We start from the raw sequence: 19,547 nt of genomic DNA, 5'->3' as shown, positions 1-19,547 counted from the left end.
TACGCGCTCGGAACGAACGGTCAGCCGCGCACGAACAGCAACTTGGGCCGCTCCAGCATCTGGGCCACGTCGGCCAGCACCCGCGAGCCCAACTCGCCGTCCACCATCCGGTGGTCGAAGGACAGCGAGAGCGTGGTCACCTGCCGGGGCTTGACCTTGCCCTTGTGCACCCACGGCTGCTCACGAATCGCGCCCACCGCCAGGATCGCGGCCTCGCCCGGATTGAGGATCGGCGTACCGCCGTCCACCCCGAACACACCCACGTTGGTGATGGTGACCGTGCCGCCGGCCATGTCGGCTGGCGAGGTGCGCCCGTCCCGGGCGGTGGCCACCAACTCGGTGAGCGCGCCGGCCAGCGCGACCAGGCTCTTGCCGCCCGCGTCCTTGATGTTCGGCACGATCAACCCACGCGGCGTCGCGGCGGCGATGCCCAGGTTGATGCGATCGCGGATGACGATCTCCTGGTTCGGCTCGTCCCAGGAGGCGTTGATCTCCGGATGACGGGCGATCGCCACCAGCAGGGCCCGGGCGACCAGGAGCAGCGGACTCACCTTGGTGTCCGCGAAGTCGGGCAACTCGCGCAGCTTGCGCACCAGCCTGACCGTGCGGGTCACATCGACCGTCACCCACTCGGTGACGTGCGGCGCGGAGAACGCGCTGGCCACCATCGCCTGCGCGGTCGCCTTGCGCACGCCCTTGACCGGAACGCGGCGCTCGCCCGCGACGGTCTCGCCCGGTCCGGTCGCCGCGAAGGCGGCCGGGGCCGCGGTGGTGGGCGCGGGACGCGCGGCGGCGTGCACGTCCTCGCGCGTGACGGTTCCGCCGGGGCCCGAGGGCCGCACCGACGCGAGATCCACGCCCAGGTCCCGGGCCAGTTTGCGGACCGGCGGCTTGGCGAGCGCGATCGAGCCGTTGCCGGGCGAGCCCGACGTCGGCGGCACCGCGTGGCCCGAACCGTTGGCCGCGTGCACCGCGGGCGCGGGGGTGTCCGTCCTGCGGGCCCGGCGCCGGCCGGACGTGGTGCGCACGCCGTAGCCGACCAGCACCGCCGTACGGGTGTCCTTCTTCTCCGGCTCGGCGGCGGTCTCGGTGGGTTCGGCCGGTTCGGGCACGAGGTCCGCCGTGAGCGCCTCCTCCCGAGTGTCGGCCTTCACTTCGGCCGCGCCGGCACCGGTGGGCACCTGCGTACCGCTCGGCGCCACGGCGATGATCGGCGCGCCGACCGCGACCGTGTCGCCCTCGGCGGCCAGGAGTTCGGTCACCACCCCGTCGAACGGACACGGCAGCTCGACCAGGGCCTTCGCCGTCTCCACCTCGACCATGACCTGGCCATCGCTCACCTCGTCGCCGACCTTGACGTGCCATACGACGATGTCGGCCTCTTCGAGGCCCTCGCCGACGTCGGGCATCAGGAACTTCTTCACCTCGGACACGAGATTCCTCACCAGGCCAGGGAGCGGTCGACGGCATCGAGCACACGGTCCAGGTCGGGGAGGTACTCCTCCTCGACCCGGGACGGCGGATACGGCGTGTGATAGCCGCCGACCCGAAGCACCGGCGCCTGAAGGTGGTAGAAGCAGCGCTCGGTGATGGTCGCGGCGACCTCCGCGCCGATGCCCAGGAAGGACGGGGCCTCGTGCACGACCACGAGATGACCGGTGCGCTTGACCGACTCCGCGACCGCGTCGAAGTCCAGCGGGGACAACGAGCGCAGGTCGATCACCTCCAGCTCGCGCCCCTCCTCGGCGGCGGCCGCGGCGGCCTCCAGGCAGGTCGCCACCATCGGCCCGTAGGCCACCACGGTGCACGCGTCACCCGGGCGGACCAGGCGGGAGCCGTACAGCGGGTCCGGCGTCGCCGCGGTGTCCACCTCGGCCTTGGTCCAGTAGCGCCGCTTGGGCTCCAGGAAGATCACCGGGTCGTCGGAGGCGATCGACTGCTGGATCATCCAGTAGGCGTCCACCGGGTTCGAGCAGGACACCACCCGCAGGCCCGCGGTGTGCGCGAAGTACGCCTCGGGCGACTCGCTGTGGTGCTCGACCGCGCCGATCCCGCCGCCGAAGGGGATGCGGATCACGATCGGCAGCCGGACGTAGCCGAGCGAACGCGCGTGCATCTTGGCCAGTTGGGTGACGATCTGGTCGTACGCGGGGTAGACGAAGCCGTCGAACTGGATCTCCACGACCGGCCGGTAGCCGGCCAGGGCCAGGCCGATCGCGGTGCCGACGATGCCGGACTCGGCGAGCGGGGTGTCCACCACCCGGTCCTCGCCGAAGTCCTTCTGCAAACCGTCGGTGACCCGGAAGACACCACCGAGCTTGCCGATGTCCTCGCCCATGATCAAAACCTTGGGGTCGCTCTCCAGGGACTTGCGCAGTCCCGTGTTGAGCGCCTGCACCATCGACATCTGACGGGTCGTGCCCGTCGACTGTGCGGGAGCCATCAGTGCCCGTCCTCCCCGGCGTCGACGAAGGACGCGTGATAAGCCTCGAACTCGGCCCGTTCCCGGTCCACGAGCGTGTGCGGATCGGCGTACACGTGCGCGAACATCGACACCGGATCCGGATCCGGCATCGTGCGCACACCGTTGCGTACGCGCTTACCCAGTTCCTCGCTCTCGGCCTCCAGGGCGGCGAAGAAGGCGGCGTCGGCGATTCCCTGCTTGTGCAGGTATGCCTTGAGCCGTTCGATCGGATCCTTGTGCTTCCACTCCTCGAGTTCGGCGTTCAACCGATAGCGGGTGGGGTCGTCGGAAGTGGTGTGCGCGCCCATTCGGTAGGTGAACGCCTCGATCAGCATCGGGCCCTCGCCGCGCCGGGCCCGGGCCAATGCCGCCCTGGTCACCGCGAGACACGCGAGCACGTCGTTTCCGTCGACCCGAACTCCGGGAAAGCCGAATCCGGCGGCGCGCCGATACAGCGGCACCTTCATCTGCCGCTCGTTGGGTTCGGAGATGGCCCACTGATTGTTCTGGCAGAAGAACACCACGGGCGCGTTGAACACCGCGGCGAACGTGAATGCCTCGTTGACATCGCCCTGGCTGGAGGCGCCGTCACCGAAATAGGTGACGACCGCGCCGTCGCCTCCGTCGCGTTGCATGCCCATCGCGTATCCGACACCGTGCAGGGTCTGCGCGCCGATGACGATCGTGTAGAGATGGAAATTGTTCTCACGGGGATCCCAACCACCGTTGTTGACGCCGCGGAACATCCCGAGCAGATTCAACGGATCCACGCCGCGACACCACGCGACGCCGTGCTCACGGTAGGTGGGAAACACATAGTCGTCCGGGCTCAGCGCACGGCCCGACCCGATCTGCGCGGCCTCCTGGCCGAGCAGGGAGGCCCACAGGCCCAGTTCGCCCTGGCGTTGCAGCGCGGTGGCCTCGGCGTCGAAGCGACGCACGAGAACCAGGTCACGGTACAGACCCAGGTATTCGTCATCGGACAGGTCGATCGAGTAATCGGGGTGCTCGACCCGCTCACCCTCGGGGGTGAGCAACTGGATCAGTTCTGGACCGGCTCCGGATTCGGGCGGAAACAATGTCCCGTCCGTACTGTCCACTGCCACGTTCTCTCCTCCGTCTGTCCGGTCCGCGGGGTCGCCGTGGACCGGGTCCGGATCGCCGGGCCCGGTTCCGCGCGGGGTGTGCGCGGCTACCTTGATGTGCAGACACGGCGATTGGTGGCTGTACTTCCTAGGATTTCCTAGGAATTCCCGGGTGAATCCGGGAGGCACCTGCGCACAGGCATGCGGTTCGGAAACCGCACACCGCAACGTTACCCACCAGTCCGCCCGGCACGTAGTGGCGACCGACCCGAACGTGGCGGCACTGTTTGTCGCTCCCCGACAAATGGCCGCGGAGGCGACCCGTTCCCAACCCTTCCGGCGGTGCCACCGAGACCCCGGACGATATGCGTGCGAACCTGTACAAGTGAGCGATCAAGGCAGTATCCGGGTATTCCTCCTCGATGATCACGAAGTGGTGCGTCGGGGTGTACACGAGTTGTTGTCACTCGAGGACGACATCGACGTGATCGGCGAGGCCGGCACGGCCGCCGAGGCGCTGGTGCGCATCCCGGCGACCCGACCGCAGGTGGCGGTGCTCGACGTGCGTCTCCCGGACGGGAGCGGGGTCGAGGTGTGTCGCGAGATCCGCTCGCAACTGCCGGAGGTGCGCTGCCTGATGCTCACCTCGTTCGCCGACGACGAGGCGCTGTTCGACGCGATCATGGCGGGCGCCTCCGGCTACGTGCTGAAGGACATCCGCGGCTCCGACCTGGTCGGCGCGGTCCGCGACGTGGCCGCCGGCAAGTCGCTGCTCGACCCGGCGGCCACCGCCCGCGTCCTGGAACGTCTGCGCGGCGGCACCCGAGGCGACGAGCGCCTGGCGGCCCTGAGCGACCAGGAGCGCCGCATCCTGGACCTGATCGGCGAGGGCATGACCAACCGCCAGATCGGCACCGAGATGCACCTGGCCGAGAAGACGGTCAAGAACTACGTCTCCAGCCTCCTCGCCAAGCTCGGCATGGAACGCCGCACCCAGGCAGCGGCATACGTGGCCCGCCAGAAGGCGGAACAGGGCCGATAGCCCGTTCGACGCGGTCGGGAAACGTCGGAGCCGGACCCGTGAGGGGGCCCGGCTCCGACGGTGATGGGGTGGATCAGTTGTCCGGGGTCTTGGTGAGGGCGAGGTCCGGGTGGTCGGGGGTCGGGTCCGGGTCCGCCTCCACCTCGATGCGAACGGATTCCCTGACGTCGATGGTGGGGGCCGGCTTGGCGGGGGCGGGGTTGGTGGCGGCCAGGAGTTGGCGGGCGATGCCCAGACCGGTGCCGCCCATGGTCAGGGCCTTGGCGAACAGGTCGCCCATGCCGTCGCCGCCGTTGAGCAGGACCATGTGGTCCACGTTGCCGAAGGCCTCGGCACCGGCCCGGACGATCTCCGGCCAGTTCTCCGCGAGTTGTTGGGCAACGACGGCCTCCTGGTTCTCGGCCAGCGCCGCCGCGCGGGCCGCGATCGCGGCCGCCTCGGCGAGGCCCTTGGCCTTGGCCGCCTCGGCCTGCGCCTTGCCGGTCGCCAAAGTCGCCTCGGCCGCGGCCAGACCGCGCACCTTCGTCGCCTCCGCGTCGGCGATCGCCGCCAACTCGGTCTCCCTGGCGCTCGCCTCGGCCGCCGAGATCCGCGCGTCGCGCTCGGCCTGGGCCCTGGTCCGGGTCTCGTACGCCTTCGCGTCGGCCGGCTTGCGTACGTCCGCCTGAAGTTGCTGCTCGCGCCGCATGGCCTCCAACTCGGCGACCCGGGTCTCCTGGACCACCACCTCCTGCTTCGCGGCGGCGTCCGCGAGCGGGCCCGCCTGGCGCGAGCGCGCGGTGGCCTCGTCCCGCTCGGCCTGGTATCCGGCCTGCTGGATCTCGCTGTCCCGGGTGGCCTGGGCCATCCGCGCCTTGGCGTCCTGCTCGGCCTCGGTGGCCTTGCGGGTGGCCAGCGCCTCGGCGATCCGCGCGTCCCGGATCACCGCGGCCGTGTGCGGCGCGGCCATGTTCTTGATGTAGCCGGTCGGGTCGTCGATCTCCTGGATCTGCAGGCTGTCCACGATCAGCCCGAGCTTTTCCATGTCCGATCCGGAGGCCGCGCGCACGTGCGCGGTGAGCTTCTCCCGGTCGCGGATCATGTCCTCGACGGTCAACCCGCCGACGATCGAGCGCAGATGGCCGGCCAGCACCTTACGGACCCGGGACTCCATCTGCTTCTGCTGGTCCAGGAAGCGACGGGCCGCGTTGGCGATCGAAACGTAGTCGTCGCCGATCTTGAAGATGACCACGCTCTGCACGCGCAGCGGGATGCCCTGGGTGGTGACGCATTCGACCGAGAGCTCCGCCTCGTTCAGATCCAGCGAGAGCTTGCGCACGGCCTGCACGAACGGCAGCACGAGCGTGCCGCGTCCGGTGACGATGCGAAATCCCATGCCCTCGCCCAGGCCCTCGGTGTGGTGCCGGGAGCCGGAGATAACGAGCGCCTCGTTGGGTTCGGCGACGCGCCACATGAGTTTGAAGACCACGATCAGGATCACGAGCAGACCGAGCACGGCGAGCACGGTATAGAGCACGGAGCATTCCCCCTTTGGCCTGTTCCGGAGTGTCCTCGCCCCCGGAGTGCGCGCCAAGAGGGAGCTCCCCAGGGGCAGTTGCACCCCGCCGGCCGGTCGCGGCCGGTCCCTGCCGGTCGCGCTCAGCCCGAGGTCGTCGCCGTGACCGCGCCCACCGCGTGCTCGCGCTCCAGCAGTTCCCGGAACGGGCCGGGGGCGGTGCTCACCTGCGCCCACGTGCCGCGTTGCAGCACTCGGCCCTCGGCCAGCACGAGGATCTCGTCCACCGCGTCCAGGCCGGTGAGTCGGTGGGTCACCAGCAGTGTGGTGCGGCCACGGGTCGCGTCCAGCAGGTCGGCGGTCAGCGCGTCGGCCGTGGGCAGGTCGAGGTGTTCGGCCGGCTCGTCCAGCAGCAGGATCTCGAAGTCGGCGAGCAACGCGCGGGCCAGCGCGAGTCGTTGCCGCTGACCGCCGGACAGCCGCGCGCCGTGCTCGCCGACCATCGTGTCCAGCCCCTCGGGCAGCGTGTCGACCCAGTCCAGCAGCCGGGCGCGGGCCAGCGCCGCGCGGATCGCGTCCTCGTCGCAGTCCGGGCGGGCCAGTCGCAGGTTCTCCCGCAGCGAGCTGTCGAAGACGTGCGCGTCCTGCGCGCACAGCCCGACCACCCGCCGCACGTCGTCCCCGGCCAGATCGGTGATCGGCACGCCGGCCAGGGTCACCGAGCCCGCGGCCGGGTCCAGGAAGCGCAGCAGCACGTTGGCCAGCGTGGTCTTGCCCGAGCCGCTCGCCCCGACCACCGCGAGCCGCTTGCCCGGGGTGAGTTCGAGGTCGACGCCGGCCAGCGCGGGCGGGCCGTCCGGCGTCCAGCGGGCGTGCAGGTCGCGCACCACCAGCGGGCGCGGCGCGGCGGGCAGCCCCAGCGGAGCGGCCGGCTCGGCCACCGGTTCCGGCGCGTCGATCACCTCGAACACCCGCGCCGCGGCCCGGCGCGAGCTCTGCAGGTGTCGGCCGGCGGCGGGCAGCACGACGGTGGCCTCGAACGCGGCGAGCGGGGTGAGCACCACCAGCGCGAGCAGCACGCCGCTCAACCGGTCGGCGTGCACCGCCGCGACGCCCACCAGCGCGGATGCCCACACCGTCGCGCCGGACACCAGCGCGGCCAGCCCGGCCCCGACGCCCGCGCCCCGGGCCTGTCCCGCCTCGGTCGCACGCAACCGCGCGTCCACCGCGTCCACCTCGGCCAGCCGGGCGGGCGCGCGGCCCGCCGCGATCAGTTCGGGGGTGCCGCGCAGCAGGTCGACCACGGCGCCGGCGAGTTCGCCGCGGACCGCGGCGACCCGGCGTTCGGCCCGCCGGGCGACCCGGCCGGCCAGCCACGGCACCAGGATCCCGGCGGCGAGCAGGCCGAGCAGCAGGACGCCGCCGGCCTCGGGCAGCACCAGCGCGACGGTGAGCACCGCGCCCGCGCCGACCACGGCCGCCACACACGCGGGCAACAGCGCGCGCAGGAAGAAGTCCTGTACCGCGTCCACGTCGGCGACCAGTCGCGAGAGCAGGTCGCCGCGCCGGAACGCGGGCAACCCCGCCGGCGCCAGCCGCTCGAGCCGCTCGTAGACCCGCACCCGCAGCCGGGCCAGGATCCGAAACGCCGCGTCGTGGCCGATCAGCCGCTCGGCGTAGCGGAACACCGCGCGCGAGACGCCGAACGCGCGCACGCCGGTGACCGCGACCATCAGGGTCAGTACCGGCGGATGCTCCGAGGCACGCGAGATCAACCACGCCGAGGTGGCCATCAGCCCGACCGAACTGCCCAGCGCGAGCGCCCCGCACAACACCGCGAGCGCGAGCCGTCCGCGCAACGGTCGGGCGAGCGCGAGCAGTCGGCGACCGGGACCGATCCCGGCGCCGACCGACCGGTCCGCCGAAGGCTGCTCGAAGGGCGTCCGGAAGGGCTCCTTCGGGGATGGCTCGACGGGCTGCCCGACCGCCGGCACCTCTCCCGACGCCTCCGACGCCCGCGCGGCCTCGACCCGCGCCCGGGCCGCGACCGCCGCATGCGCGCCCTCCGAAGCCCCCGCACAAGCCCCCGTGCCCACGGCCACCACCCGGTCGGCCAACGGCAGCAGCGCCGGCCGATGCGCGACCAGCACGACCGTACGCCCGACCGCCAACCGCCGGACCGCGTCGACGATGTCCGCCTCGCCGGCCCCGTCCAGGTTCGAGGTCGGCTCGTCCAGGAGCAGGATCGGCCGGTCGGCCAGGAACGCCCGGGCCAGCGCGAGGCGCTGCCGCTGCCCGGCGGACAGGCCCGCGCCGTCCTCGCCGAGCGGCGCGTCCAGGCCGCCCGAGGCCGCCACGAATTCGGCCGCCCCGGCCGCGACCAGCGCGTCGTGTACCTCGGCGTCGCCCGCGTCCGGTCGGGCCAGGCGGACGTTGGCCCCGATCGTGCCCGCGAACAGGTAGGGCCGCTGCGGGACCCACGCGATCCGGGCCCGCCACGCGTCCGGGTCCAGCTCGGCCAGGTCCACGCCGCCCACGGTGATCCGGCCCGCCGTCGGCCGGACGAAACCGAGCAGCACCGCGAGCACGGTGGACTTGCCGCACCCGCTCGGCCCGGTCAGCGCGATCGTCTCGCCCGGTCGCACGGTCAGGTCCAGATCGGCCGGCGCCGCGTCCGGGCGGCCGGGCCGGCGCACGCTCAGGCCGGTCAGTACCAGCTCGGCCGAGTGCGGGTCGGGCACCGGCGCGGTCCCGGCGGGTGCGTCCGGTGTGGTCTCCAGGACCGCGAACACCCGCTCGGCGGCGCTCACTCCCTCGACGCTGGCGTGGTACTCGGCGCCGACCTGACGCAGCGGCAGGTATGCCTCGGGCGCCAGGATCAGCACCACGAGCGCGGTCTCCAGGCTCAGATCGCCGTCGACCAGGCGCAGGCCGACACCGACCGCGACCAGCGCGACCGAGATGGTGGCGAGCAGTTCGAGCGCGAACGAGGACAGGAACGCGATCCGCAGCGTCTTCAGGGTGGCCCGACGGTAGTCGTCGGTGATCGTGCGGATCGACGCGGCCTGGGCCTTGGCCCGGCCGAACACCTTGAGCGTGGGCAGCCCGGCGACCACGTCCAGGAAGTGTCCGGCGAGCCGGTTCAGCACGCTCCACTGCCGGTCCATGTACTTCTGGGTGGCCATCCCGATCAGCGCCATGAACAGCGGGATCAGCGGCAGGGTGATCACGATCGTCACCGCCGAGATCCAGTCGCCGAACACCACCCGCGCGAGCACCGCCACCGGCACGGTGACGGACAGCACGAGCTGCGGCAGGTAGCGCGCGAAGTAGCCGTCGAGCGCGTCCACCCCCCGGGTGGCCAGCGTGGTCAACTCGCCCGAGCGCTCGTTGTCCAGCCAGGCCGGGCCGAGCCGGACCACGTGCGCGAGCAGTCGCGAACGCAGTTGCGACTTCACCGCCGCCGAGGTGCGGTGCGCGATCACCTCGGTGAGCCAGGAGATCGCCGAGCGGGCCGCGACCACCGCGGCGAGCAGGCCCAGCTCCGGCCACAGGTCGGCGACCGCGGCCCCTTCCTCGAAGGCCGCCACGATCACTCGGGCGAGCAGGCCCGCCTGGACGAGCACGAGACCCGCGCCCGCCGTGCCCAGCACCACGGTCAGGGCCAGAAAGCCCCGGGTGGCACGGGCGTGGGTCAGCAGGCGCGGATCTACAGGCTTCACGAGCCGCTCTTTCGTCGGTGCGTCTTCGGCGCGGTCCTACACGGTGCCGTGGTCGGCTATTTGCCGACCAGGTCGGCCGCCGCGGCACCGAAGGCCGGCTTGGTCGGGATGCTCTTCGTGCTGATCCGCTTGCGGAACACCCAGTACGTCCAGGCCTGGTAGCACAGCACGATCGGGGTCATGAAGGCGGCGACCCAGGTCATGATCTTGAGCGTGTACGGCGTCGAGGACGCGTTGTGGATGGTCAGGTTCCACGCCGAGTCCAGGCTGGAGGGCATCACGTTCGGGAACAGCGACAGGAACAGCATCGCCACCGCGGCGATCACTGTCACGCCCGACAGCGCGAAGGCCCAGCCCTCACGGCCGATCCGGTTCATCGCCAGCGCGGCGACCAGGGCGAGCACCGCGACGATCAGCGCGGCCAGGGTGCGGCCGTTGCCGTGCTGGGCCTGGGTCCAGATCAGGAACGCCGCCGCGAGCACGGCGGTGGCCAAGCCGACCTTGCCGGCCAGCGCGTTGGCCCGGGCCCGGATGTCGCCGTCGGTCTTGAGCGCGACGAACACCGCGCCGTGGAAGGTGAACAGCACCGTGGTGACCACGCCGCCCAGCAGCGCGTACGGGTTGAGCAGGTCGAACAGGTTGCCGACGTACTCCTTCTCCGCGTCGATCTTCACCCCGCGGGTGATGTTCGCGAAGGCCACGCCCCACAGGAACGCGGGCACCAGCGAGCCCCAGAAGATCGCCTGTTCCCAGCCGCGCTTCCAGCGGTCCTCGTCGCGCTTGGCCCGGTACTCGAACGCGACCCCGCGCAGGATCAGCGCGACCAGGATCAGCAGCAGCGGCAGGTAGAAGCCGCTGAACAAGGTGGCGTACCACTCGGGGAAGGCCGCGAAGGTGGCCCCGCCCGCGGTGATCAGCCAGACCTCGTTGCCGTCCCACACCGGGCCGATGGTGTTGATCAGCACCCGGCGCTCGGTCTCGTTGCGAGCCAGCACCTTGGTCAGGATGCCGACGCCGAAGTCGAAGCCCTCGAGGAAGAAGTAGCCGATCCACAGGACGGCGATCAGCAGGAACCAGAATTCGTTGAGTCCCATGACACTCTCCCTTAGTACGCGAAGGCGAGCGGACGTTCGGCGCCCTCGCCGTCGCCCGACGGATCGTCGGAGTCCTTGCTCACGGGCGGCTTGATCGGCTCGGGACCGGCCTTGACGTAGCGCCGGATCAGGCCCAGTTCGACCACCGCGAGTGCCCCGTACAGCAGCGTGAACACGATCAGCGAGGTCAGCACCTCACCGGTGGACACGCTCGGCGACACCCCGGCCTCGGTCTTGAGCACGCCGAACACCAGCCACGGCTGGCGGCCCATCTCGGTGAAGATCCAGCCGAACGAGTTGGCCGCGAACGGGAACGCGATGGTCCACAGGCCGATCCGGTACACCCACGGGTTGGTCGGCAGCTCGCGCTTCCGCCGGGTCAACCACAGGCCGACCAGCCCGATGCCGGCGGTGACCATGCCGACGCCGATCATCAGCCGGAACGACCAGTAGGTGACGAAGATGTTGGGGCGGTAGTCGCCGGGGCCGAACTTGACCACCGACTGCTCCTGGAGGTCGTTGATCCCGGGCAGCTCGGCGTCGAGATCGTTCTTGGCCAGGAAGGACAGCGCGCCGGGGACCTCGATGGCGACCTTGTTGTGGCCCCTGTTGACGTCGCCGTAGGAGAAGATCGAGAACGGCGCCGGCTTCGAGGTCTCCCACAGCGCCTCGGCCGAGGCCATCTTCATCGGCTGCTGCTCGTACATCAGCTTGCCCTGCATGTCACCGGTGAGCGCGAGGCCGATGCCCGCCAGTACCGAGACCCACAGGCCCAGCCGCAGCGACGGGCGGAACACCGCGACCTCGTTGCGCTTGCGCAGGTGCCAGCAACTGATCCCGATCAGGAAGCCGCCGGCGACCAGGAACGCGGCCGGGAGGATGTGCAGGAACGCGGCGATCGCGGTGTTGTTGGTGAGCACCGCGACGAAGTCGGTCAGCTCGGCGCGGCCGGTCTCCGGGTTGATCCGGTAGCCGACCGGGTGCTGCATCCACGAGTTCGCGGCCAGGATGAAGTAGGCCGACAGGATCGTGCCGATCGCGGCGGCCCAGATGGTGGCCAGGTGGATCTTCCTCGGCAGTCGTTCCCAGCCGAAGATCCACAACCCCAGGAAGGTCGACTCGAGGAAGAACGCGACCAGGGCCTCGATCGCGAGCGGGGCGCCGAAGATGTCGCCGACGAAGCGCGAGTAGTCGGACCAGTTCATCCCGAACTGGAACTCCTGCACGATGCCGGTGACCAGGCCGAGCGCGAAGTTGATCAGGAAGAGCTTGCCCCAGAACTTGGTGGCCCGGAGGTAGTGCTCCTTCCCGGTGCGCACCCACGCGGTCTGCAGACACGCGACAAGGATGGACAGACCCATCGTGAGCGGGACGAAGAGGAAGTGGTAGACGGTCGTGACGCCGAACTGCCACCGGGCTACGTCGAGTGTTTCGACGGCGAGGTCCATGGGCCCCTCATTCCTCCTGATCGCCGGTCGTGTCTCGCACGCGAGCGCACGTTTGGTTCACGATGCACACGGCGCCTCCGCGCATCCCGCCCGACACTTGATCGAACAAACCCGGACGAACCGGGCGTGAAGCGCGGACCCACCACGGCAAAACTTTGTGAATGGGTTCACAAAGTCGAGCTTGTGCATCCGTTCACAAACACTAGCGAGCCCCCTCGGGGACCCCTTGAGGGGGGTACCCGAGAGGGCTCGAAGTGGTCCGAACGGACCCAAACGACGACGGCTCGCCGACCGCGCCGGCAGCGCGCTAGGCGGACATGAACCGCGCGGCCTGCTCCAGGAAGATCGTGTTCGCCTCGGTCTCGCCGATGGTGATCCGGCAACCCTCGCCCGAGAACGGACGCACGGTCACCCCGGCCGCCTCGCACAGCGCGGCGAACTCGTCGGTGCGCTCGCCCAGTCGCAGCCAGACGAAGTTGGCCTGGGAGTCGAAGACGGTCCAGCCCTGGCCGATCAGCGTCTCCAGCACCCGCTCCCGCTCGGCGACCAACGCGTCGACCCGCTCCAGGAGTTCGCCCTCGGCGCCGATCGAGGCGATCGCTGCCACCTGGGCCAGCCGGTTCACCGAGAACGGCATCCCGGTCTTGCGCAGCTCGGCCGCCACCGGCTCGTGCGCGATGGCGAAGCCCACCCGCAGGCCGGCCAGACCGTACGCCTTCGAGAACGTGCGCAGCACCACCACGTTGGGCCGGTCCCGGTAGACGTCCACCCCGTCCGGGACCTGCTCGTCCCGGATGAACTCGCGGTACGCCTCGTCGAGCACGACCAGCACGTCACGCGGCACCCGGTCCAGGAAGCGCTCGAGCTCGGCGCGGTGGATCACCACGCCGGTCGGGTTGTTCGGGTTGCACACGAAGATCAGCCGGGTCCGCTCGGTGACGGCGGCGGCCATCGCGTCCAGGTCGTGGCTCTCGTCGGCGAGCAGCGGCACCGGCACCGGCGTCGCGCCTGCCAGCAGCACCAGCAGCGGGTACGCCTCGAAGGAACGCCACGCGAAGACGACCTCGTCGCCCTCGCCGGCCGTCGCGTTCACCAACTGCTGCGCCACCGTCACCGATCCGGTACCGGCCACGATGTGCGACGCGGGCACCCCGAATCGCTCGGCCAGCGCCTCGGCCAACTCCGCGTTGCTCGGGTCCGGGTAGCGATTTATCTCGCCGACGGCGTCGGCCACCACCTTGTGCACGCTGGGCAGCGGCGGGTACGGGTTCTCGTTGGAGGCGAGCTTGTACGACGGCAGGCCCTCCTCCACCACCGGCGCCTTGCCCGCCTTGTAGACGGGCACCCCCGCCAGGGCCGCCCGGAACCTCACAGCGGCGCCGTCGTCCTTACCTGGGGCGTTGTGCTGGGTCACGCCCGTCCTCCTCGCATACTGGTCGGGGTGCCTGGGCGCACGTCCCGGTCGTGTCAACTCTATGGTCCGCCGGCCGGGGAGGGCATTGTCGGGCCGCACGAGTCGGTCGCCGAAGGTTCAGCGGTAGGTATGGGGCGATACGTTTCTTCGTAAAGCAATGACATGAACCCGGCCAGGGCGGCGCATTCGGCCTAGTGTCGGGACGATGACAGCGCCAGATGTACCGCGTGTGGGGCGGCGGATCCGGGTGGGCATCCGGGACGTCGCGGCGGCCGCCGGGGTGTCGATCACGACCGTCTCCGACGCGCTCAACGGCAAGGGCCGACTGCCCGACACGACCCGACTGCACGTGCGCGAGGTCGCGGATCGGCTGGGCTACCGGCCCTCGGCCGCGGCGCGCACACTGCGCACCGGTCGCTCGGGGCTGCTCGGGCTGACCACGACCATGCGCTCCACCGAGCCGTTCGCGCTCACCGAGTTCGCGTGGTTCGCCGAACTGGTCCGCTCGGCCACCGCGACCGCCCTGGACCTGGGCTACGCGCTGGTCGTGCTGCCCGCGTCCTCGCCGCACGACGTGTGGGGCAACGTCGCGCTGGACGGCACGATCGTGGTCGATCCCGCGGACGACGATCCGCTCGTGCACGAGCTGCTGCGCCGGGGGGTGCCCGTGGTCAGCGGCGGTCATCCGGGCTCCACCCCGGTGTACGGCTGGGTGGACAACGACCACGTGGCCGCGGTGTGTTCGGTGCTCGACCACCTCGCCGACGCGGGCGCCGCCCGGATCGGGCTGCTGGCCGCCTCGGACGGCCCGGGTGCGGCCAAGGGCGTCGCGGGCTACCGCGCGTGGTGCGCGGATCGGGGTGTGTCGCCGATCACCGAGGAGTACGAGGCGCGTACGCCCGGCGCCGGTCGGGCCGCCGCGACCCGGCTGCTCGACCTGGCCCCGGACGCGGTCTTCGGGCTGCACGAGGGGTGCGCGGCCGAATTGCTCACCGCCGCCCGGGCACGCGAACTGCGGGTGCCCGACGACCTGCTCCTGGCCTGCTGCGGCGAGGGGGCCGATCCGTCGGTGACCTCGCTGAGCCTGCAACCGGCGCTGGCCGGCGCGTGGGCGGTGGAACTGCTGGTGAGCGTGATCGACGATGCCGGGGCCGGGCCGCTGCTGCCCGCCCAGCGCACCGTGCCCACCCGGCTTTCGGTGCGCGACTCGTCCACTCGCCGCTGACCGCCGGGCACCCGCGCGGCCCGGTCGGCTCGGGTCGGGGCCGCCCGGTGGGACGGGCACCGCTGCGCGCACAATTGAGCGTGGTCCGTTCCGCCGTGCCCGCACGAGAGATACGGTCCAGGAATCATCCGAATCGGACCGGGTGAGCCGCAGCCGAACCCGGCCCGCGTGCGTCTTGGTTCACGACGGGTGTCGGCATCGCCGCCGTACGGTGGTGCGGATCTGAAGAAAGGACCCTTCTGGTGAGCAACGTCTCGGCTACACCGGCCCCGATGGGCGCCGCAGCGGAGCTGGACGCCCCGCTGTACGTGGTCGGTGACGTCCACGGTCATCTGGAGGAGCTCAAGGCCGCCCTGCGCGCCCGGGACCTGATCGACGCGGACGCGCACTGGTGCGGCGGCCGGGCCCGGCTGTGGTTCCTCGGCGACTTCACCGACCGCGGCCCGGACGGCATCGGCGTGGTCGAACTGGCGATGGCGCTGGCCCGCGAGTCCGCCGAGGTCGGCGGCAGCACCCGGATGTTGCTGGGCAACCACGAGATCCTGCTGCTGGGGGTGTTCCGCTTCGGCGACCACCCGGTGCCGGTGGCGGGCGGCTCGACCACGTTCCGCGAGATCTGGCTGCGCAACGGCGGCATGCAGTCCGACCTGGACCGCTTCACCGACGAACAGGCCGGCTGGCTGGCCGCGCAGCCGGTCGCCGCGGTGGTCGACGGGCACCTGCTGATCCACTCGGACAGCAACGCCTACCTCGAATACGGCGACACCATCGAGGAGGTGGACGGCGCGGTCGCGGACATACTGCGCGAGCCGGATCCGCTCTCGTGGTGGGACCTGTTCCGTAACCTGACCCGTCGCGGCGCCTTCATGGGCGAGGTCGGCCCGTACGCGGCGGCCGACCTGTTGAGCGAGCTGGGCGGCCGGCGCATCGTGCACGGCCACACCCCGATCCCGTACCAGACCGGCGAGGACCCCACGACGATCGTCGAGCCGCGCGTGTACGCGGACGGACAGGTGGTCAACCTGGACGGCGGGATCTACCTGGGCGGCCCGTGTCTGGTCGCGCGCCTGCCGCTGACCGCCACGCCGCCGAGCGCGGCGGCCGGTTCGTTGGAGGAGACGCAGGGTCGCGAATACGACCTGGGCGCCCTCGGCGGCAACACCGGAGACGAGCCGCGGTCGTAGGGAACTCCCTGCCCAAAAGCGGGGGATGCACCCTATCATCAATAAGTATCCGCCTCGACACCGTCAGGTGCTTTTGCGGGTCGTTGATCCACCGACAGCTTGCACGGGTCCCCTGACGGGCCCGGCGGACGCGGGACACGCCCGCGCGGCCTCATTCGGGGGATCCGATGCAACACTGGTTTGGAAGTGACGAGCACCGCCGTCAGTACGAGCAGTTCGTCGATGACGCGCTGCACCTGGAGGAGACCCTCTCCGGTCTTGCGGCGGTACCCAACCTGAACGTCGAGCAGTTGCGGACGGCCACGTTGGACGCGACCCCGTCGATCGCGGACGCGGCACGCGACGAGTACGACCGCTACGAACGTACAGAGCAGCGTTTCGAGTCCGGGATCCGACAGGACTTCGGCGCCTCGATGATCGAGGCCGGCGAGAGCTTCGGCTGGTTCGCGCTCGCCACCGCCATGGCGGTGATCGTGGCCGGCATCTCGGCGGTCGTCTTCCTGATCGTGGGCTACGTGCTGTTGCCGCTCACGATGGACGACTCGTCCATGCAGCACACGATGCAACTCGCCTCGATCGCGGCCGTGGGCATCTCGCTCGGGGCGGCGGCGATCGGGGGACTCGCGATGCTGGCGGTGGCCGCGCGCAATCGGGCCCGGCCGACCGGCGAGGTCGAGGTGTACCTGGCCCGCGAGGAATGGCGCCGGGCGATCCTGCACCGGGGCATCCTGCCGTTCATGCGCTCGCGTCTGCGCGAGGTCTCCGACGAGGGCACCACCCTCCTCGGCTGACCGACCGTCGGCGCCGGCTCTCCCACCCGCCCGGGGCGGGAGAGCCGGATCACGCCGTCCGGGGCGGGCCGGGCCACACAATGGTCGACATGGTCGGCAAACGCGGGAAGGTCACCGGGGGAATCGGTCCCGGATTGGTGGGCGAGGTCATGATCGAGGTGCGCGGCGGCGTGGAGGCGTTCCTCGCGTACCCGGCGCTGCCGGGCGAGGAGCACCCGGTGGGTTCGTTGGTGGTGATCGTGGAATACCTGCCGCCCCGCACGGTGTACGTGGCGGGGGCTTTCGGCTGAGCCGGGGCGGCGGGCATTGGCGCGTGCATCCGCGTGTGCGGACCGGTAGGCGTGCACCGTGCGAGGGGATCCGTACGCGTGTCCGGGGTGATTTGGTGGTTTCATCCGGATTCGCCCACGTAGGCTGCGTTCATGGTGAACGCCACCGGCAGCAGTGCCGACAGCGCCGACGAGCCCGGCGGGGCGGGTCGCTCCGATCCCACGCCCGGACCGGCCGCGCCGGCCTCGCTCGGTCTGGACGACCTGGTGGCCGAGGTGGTGGAGCGGCTCGGCTCGGCGGCGGCGGCCGGGGAGCGGCTCCAAGGGCTGCTCGAAGCCGTGATCGCGGTCGGCGCCGACCTGGACCTGCACACCACGCTGCGCCGGATCGTCGAGGCCGCCGCCGATCTGGTGGACGCGCGCTACGCCGCGCTCGGCGTGATCGGCACGGAGAACAACCTGTCCGACTTCATCACCGTCGGCATCGCCGACGCGGATCGCGAGCGGATCGGCGAACTCCCGCACGGGCGAGGCATCCTGGGCCTGCTGATCGAGCACCCGGAGCCGCTGCGCCTGGACGATCTGGCCCGACACGCGGCGTCCTACGGCTTTCCGCCGAACCACCCCGCGATGCACTCGTTCCTGGGTGTGCCGATCCGTGTGCGCGACGAGGTGTTCGGCAATCTGTACCTCACCGAGAAGCGCGGCCGACCGGGCTTCAGCGCCGAGGACCAGCAGGTCGTCCGGGCCCTCGCGGCGGCGGCCGGGGTGGCCATCGAGAACGCGCGCCTGTTCGAGAGCGCGGCCCGCCGGGAGAAGTGGATCATGGGCTCGGCGGACGTCACCACGGCGCTGCTGACCACGCAGGACCCGGACGAGGCGCTCGCGGTGGTGGCCGAACGCGCGCGCAGCCTGGCCGAGGCGGACTTCGCCGCGATGTACCTGCCGCAGCCGGACGGCTCGTACCTGGTCGAGGTCACCTCCGGCGAGGACCTCGCGGGCCTGGGCGGCACGGTGGTCGCGCAGGGCAGCCCGGTCGCGGAGGCGATCAACACCGGGCGCAGCATCTTCATCGCGGACATGAGCACCGACCCGAACGTGATGCTGGACCAGTCCCGCTGCTTCGGGCCGGGCCTGTTCGTACCGCTGATCGCCAACGAACGCATCCTCGGCGCGCTGGAGTTGGACAAGCGGATCGGCGCGGTGCCGTTCAACCGGACCGAGCGCTCGATGGCCCAGGCGTTCGGCGGCCAGGCGGCGATCGCGCTGATGCTGGCGAGCGCGCAGCGCGACCGGGAGCGGCTGGCGGTGTTCGAGGACCGCGATCGGATCGCCCGGGACCTGCACGACCTGGTCATCCAGCGGCTGTTCGCGACCGGGATGATGCTCCAGGGCGCGGCCAGACTGGCGCGGGTGCCGGCGGTGACCGCCCGGATCAACCAGGCGGTGGACGAACTCGACGCGACGATCCGCGAGGTGCGCAGCACCATCTTCGCGTTGCAGAACCCGCCGCGTGAGGGGACGACCGGGGTCCGCGGCCGGGTGTTGCGCGAGGCGAGCACGTCGGCCGCGACACTCGGCTTCGAGCCGACGGTCACCTTCACGGGCCCGGTCGACTCGACCGTCCCGGACGAGGTCGCCGAGCAACTCCTCGCCGCACTGCGCGAGGCCCTGTCCAACGCCTCCCGCCACGCGCACGCGTCCCGGGTCGAGGTGAGCCTCGCGGTGACCGGCGGCACGGTCGAGCTGACGGTCACCGACGACGGTGTGGGCATCGCTCCCGGCGGTCGGCGCAGCGGGCTGGTCAACCTGGCCGCCCGCGCGGAGGAGTTGGGCGGTCGGGCGGCGTTCGGACCGGGGCCGGAGGGCCGCGGAACCACGGTGACCTGGTCGGTGCCGCTCCAGCGCGGGTCCTAGCCGGGAGACCCCGACCGATGCTTGGACACCCCCGCCTCGCCCACACAAGGGATTCCGTCATGCGCCTGAACCGCTCCCTCACCAACCCGTCCCACTGGGCAAGCGCCACCCTGATGACCACCCTCGCCCTGGGCACCTCGACCTCCGCCCGCCCGCCCCACCTCCCGGGCCCCACACCCCCACCCCGAGCCACCCGCACCCCATCACCCGGAACCCGCCCCCGCCCATGACCCCGGACGCCCACGGCCGGCTACGCCGGGATGTCGCGGATGTTGCGTTGCACAACGTCGGGCAGGACGCCGGCCGCGGCAACGAAGTCGTTGTCGTCGTGCAGCACGACCAGCCCGTGATGGGCCGCGATCGCACAGACCATCAGATCCGTGGACAGCGCCCGAAC

15 protein-coding genes are annotated in these 19,547 nt (G+C 71.2%); 6 read left to right on the top strand and 9 right to left on the bottom strand.

Going from position 1 to position 19,547, the window contains the following annotated elements; all coding sequences use genetic code 11:
• Positions 1 to 20: 20 nt before the first annotated feature.
• From ACIBSV_RS28455 to pdhA, 3 genes are read right to left on the bottom strand one after another with little or no spacing between them, the layout of a single operon-like run.
• Positions 21 to 1,409: a dihydrolipoamide acetyltransferase family protein gene (locus ACIBSV_RS28455; RefSeq protein WP_395867978.1), complete on the bottom strand. Its 1,389-nt coding sequence runs from the start codon at positions 1,407 to 1,409 to the stop codon at positions 21 to 23.
• 32 nt (positions 1,410 to 1,441) lie between these two features.
• Positions 1,442 to 2,407, bottom strand: a complete 966-nt coding sequence (locus tag ACIBSV_RS28450; protein ID WP_395867977.1) for an alpha-ketoacid dehydrogenase subunit beta — start codon at positions 2,405 to 2,407, stop codon at positions 1,442 to 1,444.
• A gap of 35 nt (positions 2,408 to 2,442) precedes the next feature.
• The gene (gene pdhA / locus ACIBSV_RS28445; RefSeq protein WP_395867874.1) at positions 2,443 to 3,570 is read right to left on the bottom strand and encodes a pyruvate dehydrogenase (acetyl-transferring) E1 component subunit alpha; all 1,128 of its coding nucleotides are present in this window, start codon (positions 3,568 to 3,570) and stop codon (positions 2,443 to 2,445) included.
• A 364-nt stretch (positions 3,571 to 3,934) separates the two neighbouring features.
• Between pdhA and ACIBSV_RS28440 the strand changes: the two genes are divergently transcribed.
• Positions 3,935 to 4,591 carry a response regulator gene (locus ACIBSV_RS28440; RefSeq protein WP_395867873.1) on the top strand — a complete coding sequence of 219 codons (657 nt, stop codon included), beginning with the start codon at positions 3,935 to 3,937 and terminating at the stop codon, positions 4,589 to 4,591.
• Positions 4,592 to 4,664: 73 nt separating this feature from the next.
• On the opposite strand, the gene ACIBSV_RS28435 is transcribed toward ACIBSV_RS28440, so the two are convergent.
• The 5 genes from ACIBSV_RS28435 to hisC form a co-directional block, all read right to left on the bottom strand.
• Positions 4,665 to 6,044, bottom strand: coding sequence for a flotillin family protein (locus tag ACIBSV_RS28435; RefSeq protein WP_395867975.1), 1,380 nt, complete (start codon positions 6,042 to 6,044; stop codon positions 4,665 to 4,667).
• 185 nt (positions 6,045 to 6,229) lie between these two features.
• Complete coding sequence (gene cydD, locus ACIBSV_RS28430) at positions 6,230 to 9,808, bottom strand: thiol reductant ABC exporter subunit CydD (RefSeq protein WP_395867871.1); 3,579 nt, start codon at positions 9,806 to 9,808, stop codon at positions 6,230 to 6,232.
• A gap of 56 nt (positions 9,809 to 9,864) precedes the next feature.
• Positions 9,865 to 10,902, bottom strand: a complete 1,038-nt coding sequence (cydB, locus tag ACIBSV_RS28425; protein ID WP_395867869.1) for a cytochrome d ubiquinol oxidase subunit II — start codon at positions 10,900 to 10,902, stop codon at positions 9,865 to 9,867.
• Positions 10,903 to 10,913: 11 nt separating this feature from the next.
• Positions 10,914 to 12,350 (bottom strand): cytochrome ubiquinol oxidase subunit I, encoded by a 1,437-nt coding sequence (locus ACIBSV_RS28420; RefSeq protein WP_395867867.1) that lies wholly within the window; start codon positions 12,348 to 12,350, stop codon positions 10,914 to 10,916.
• A gap of 307 nt (positions 12,351 to 12,657) precedes the next feature.
• Positions 12,658 to 13,722: a histidinol-phosphate transaminase gene (gene hisC / locus ACIBSV_RS28415; protein WP_395867973.1), complete on the bottom strand. Its 1,065-nt coding sequence runs from the start codon at positions 13,720 to 13,722 to the stop codon at positions 12,658 to 12,660.
• A 247-nt stretch (positions 13,723 to 13,969) separates the two neighbouring features.
• Between hisC and ACIBSV_RS28410 the strand changes: the two genes are divergently transcribed.
• The 5 genes from ACIBSV_RS28410 (at position 13,970) to ACIBSV_RS28390 (ending at position 19,150) form a co-directional block, all read left to right on the top strand.
• Positions 13,970 to 14,989 carry a LacI family DNA-binding transcriptional regulator gene (locus ACIBSV_RS28410; RefSeq protein WP_395867865.1) on the top strand — a complete coding sequence of 340 codons (1,020 nt, stop codon included), beginning with the start codon at positions 13,970 to 13,972 and terminating at the stop codon, positions 14,987 to 14,989.
• A gap of 242 nt (positions 14,990 to 15,231) precedes the next feature.
• The gene (locus tag ACIBSV_RS28405) at positions 15,232 to 16,173 is read left to right on the top strand and encodes a metallophosphoesterase family protein (RefSeq protein WP_395867863.1); all 942 of its coding nucleotides are present in this window, start codon (positions 15,232 to 15,234) and stop codon (positions 16,171 to 16,173) included.
• A gap of 167 nt (positions 16,174 to 16,340) precedes the next feature.
• Positions 16,341 to 16,964, top strand: coding sequence for a hypothetical protein (locus ACIBSV_RS28400; RefSeq protein WP_395867860.1), 624 nt, complete (start codon positions 16,341 to 16,343; stop codon positions 16,962 to 16,964).
• An 80-nt stretch (positions 16,965 to 17,044) separates the two neighbouring features.
• On the top strand, positions 17,045 to 17,254 hold the full coding sequence (locus ACIBSV_RS28395; protein ID WP_395867858.1) for a hypothetical protein: 210 nt from the start codon (positions 17,045 to 17,047) through the stop codon (positions 17,252 to 17,254).
• Positions 17,255 to 17,386: 132 nt separating this feature from the next.
• A complete protein-coding gene (locus ACIBSV_RS28390; RefSeq protein WP_395867856.1) occupies positions 17,387 to 19,150 on the top strand; it encodes a GAF domain-containing protein in 1,764 nt (587 codons plus the stop codon).
• A gap of 250 nt (positions 19,151 to 19,400) precedes the next feature.
• Here the strand turns inward: ACIBSV_RS28390 and ACIBSV_RS28385 are convergent, their stop codons facing one another.
• Positions 19,401 to 19,523, bottom strand: coding sequence for a hypothetical protein (locus tag ACIBSV_RS28385; RefSeq protein WP_395867854.1), 123 nt, complete (start codon positions 19,521 to 19,523; stop codon positions 19,401 to 19,403).
• Positions 19,524 to 19,547 lie beyond the last annotated feature (24 nt).

Origin of the sequence: Embleya sp. NPDC050154 (assembly GCF_044460165.1) — a bacterium.
Classification (GTDB): domain Bacteria; phylum Actinomycetota; class Actinomycetes; order Streptomycetales; family Streptomycetaceae; genus Embleya.
Note: the sequence above shows the minus strand (reverse complement) of the source record. Positions and strands in the feature narration are given on the sequence as shown.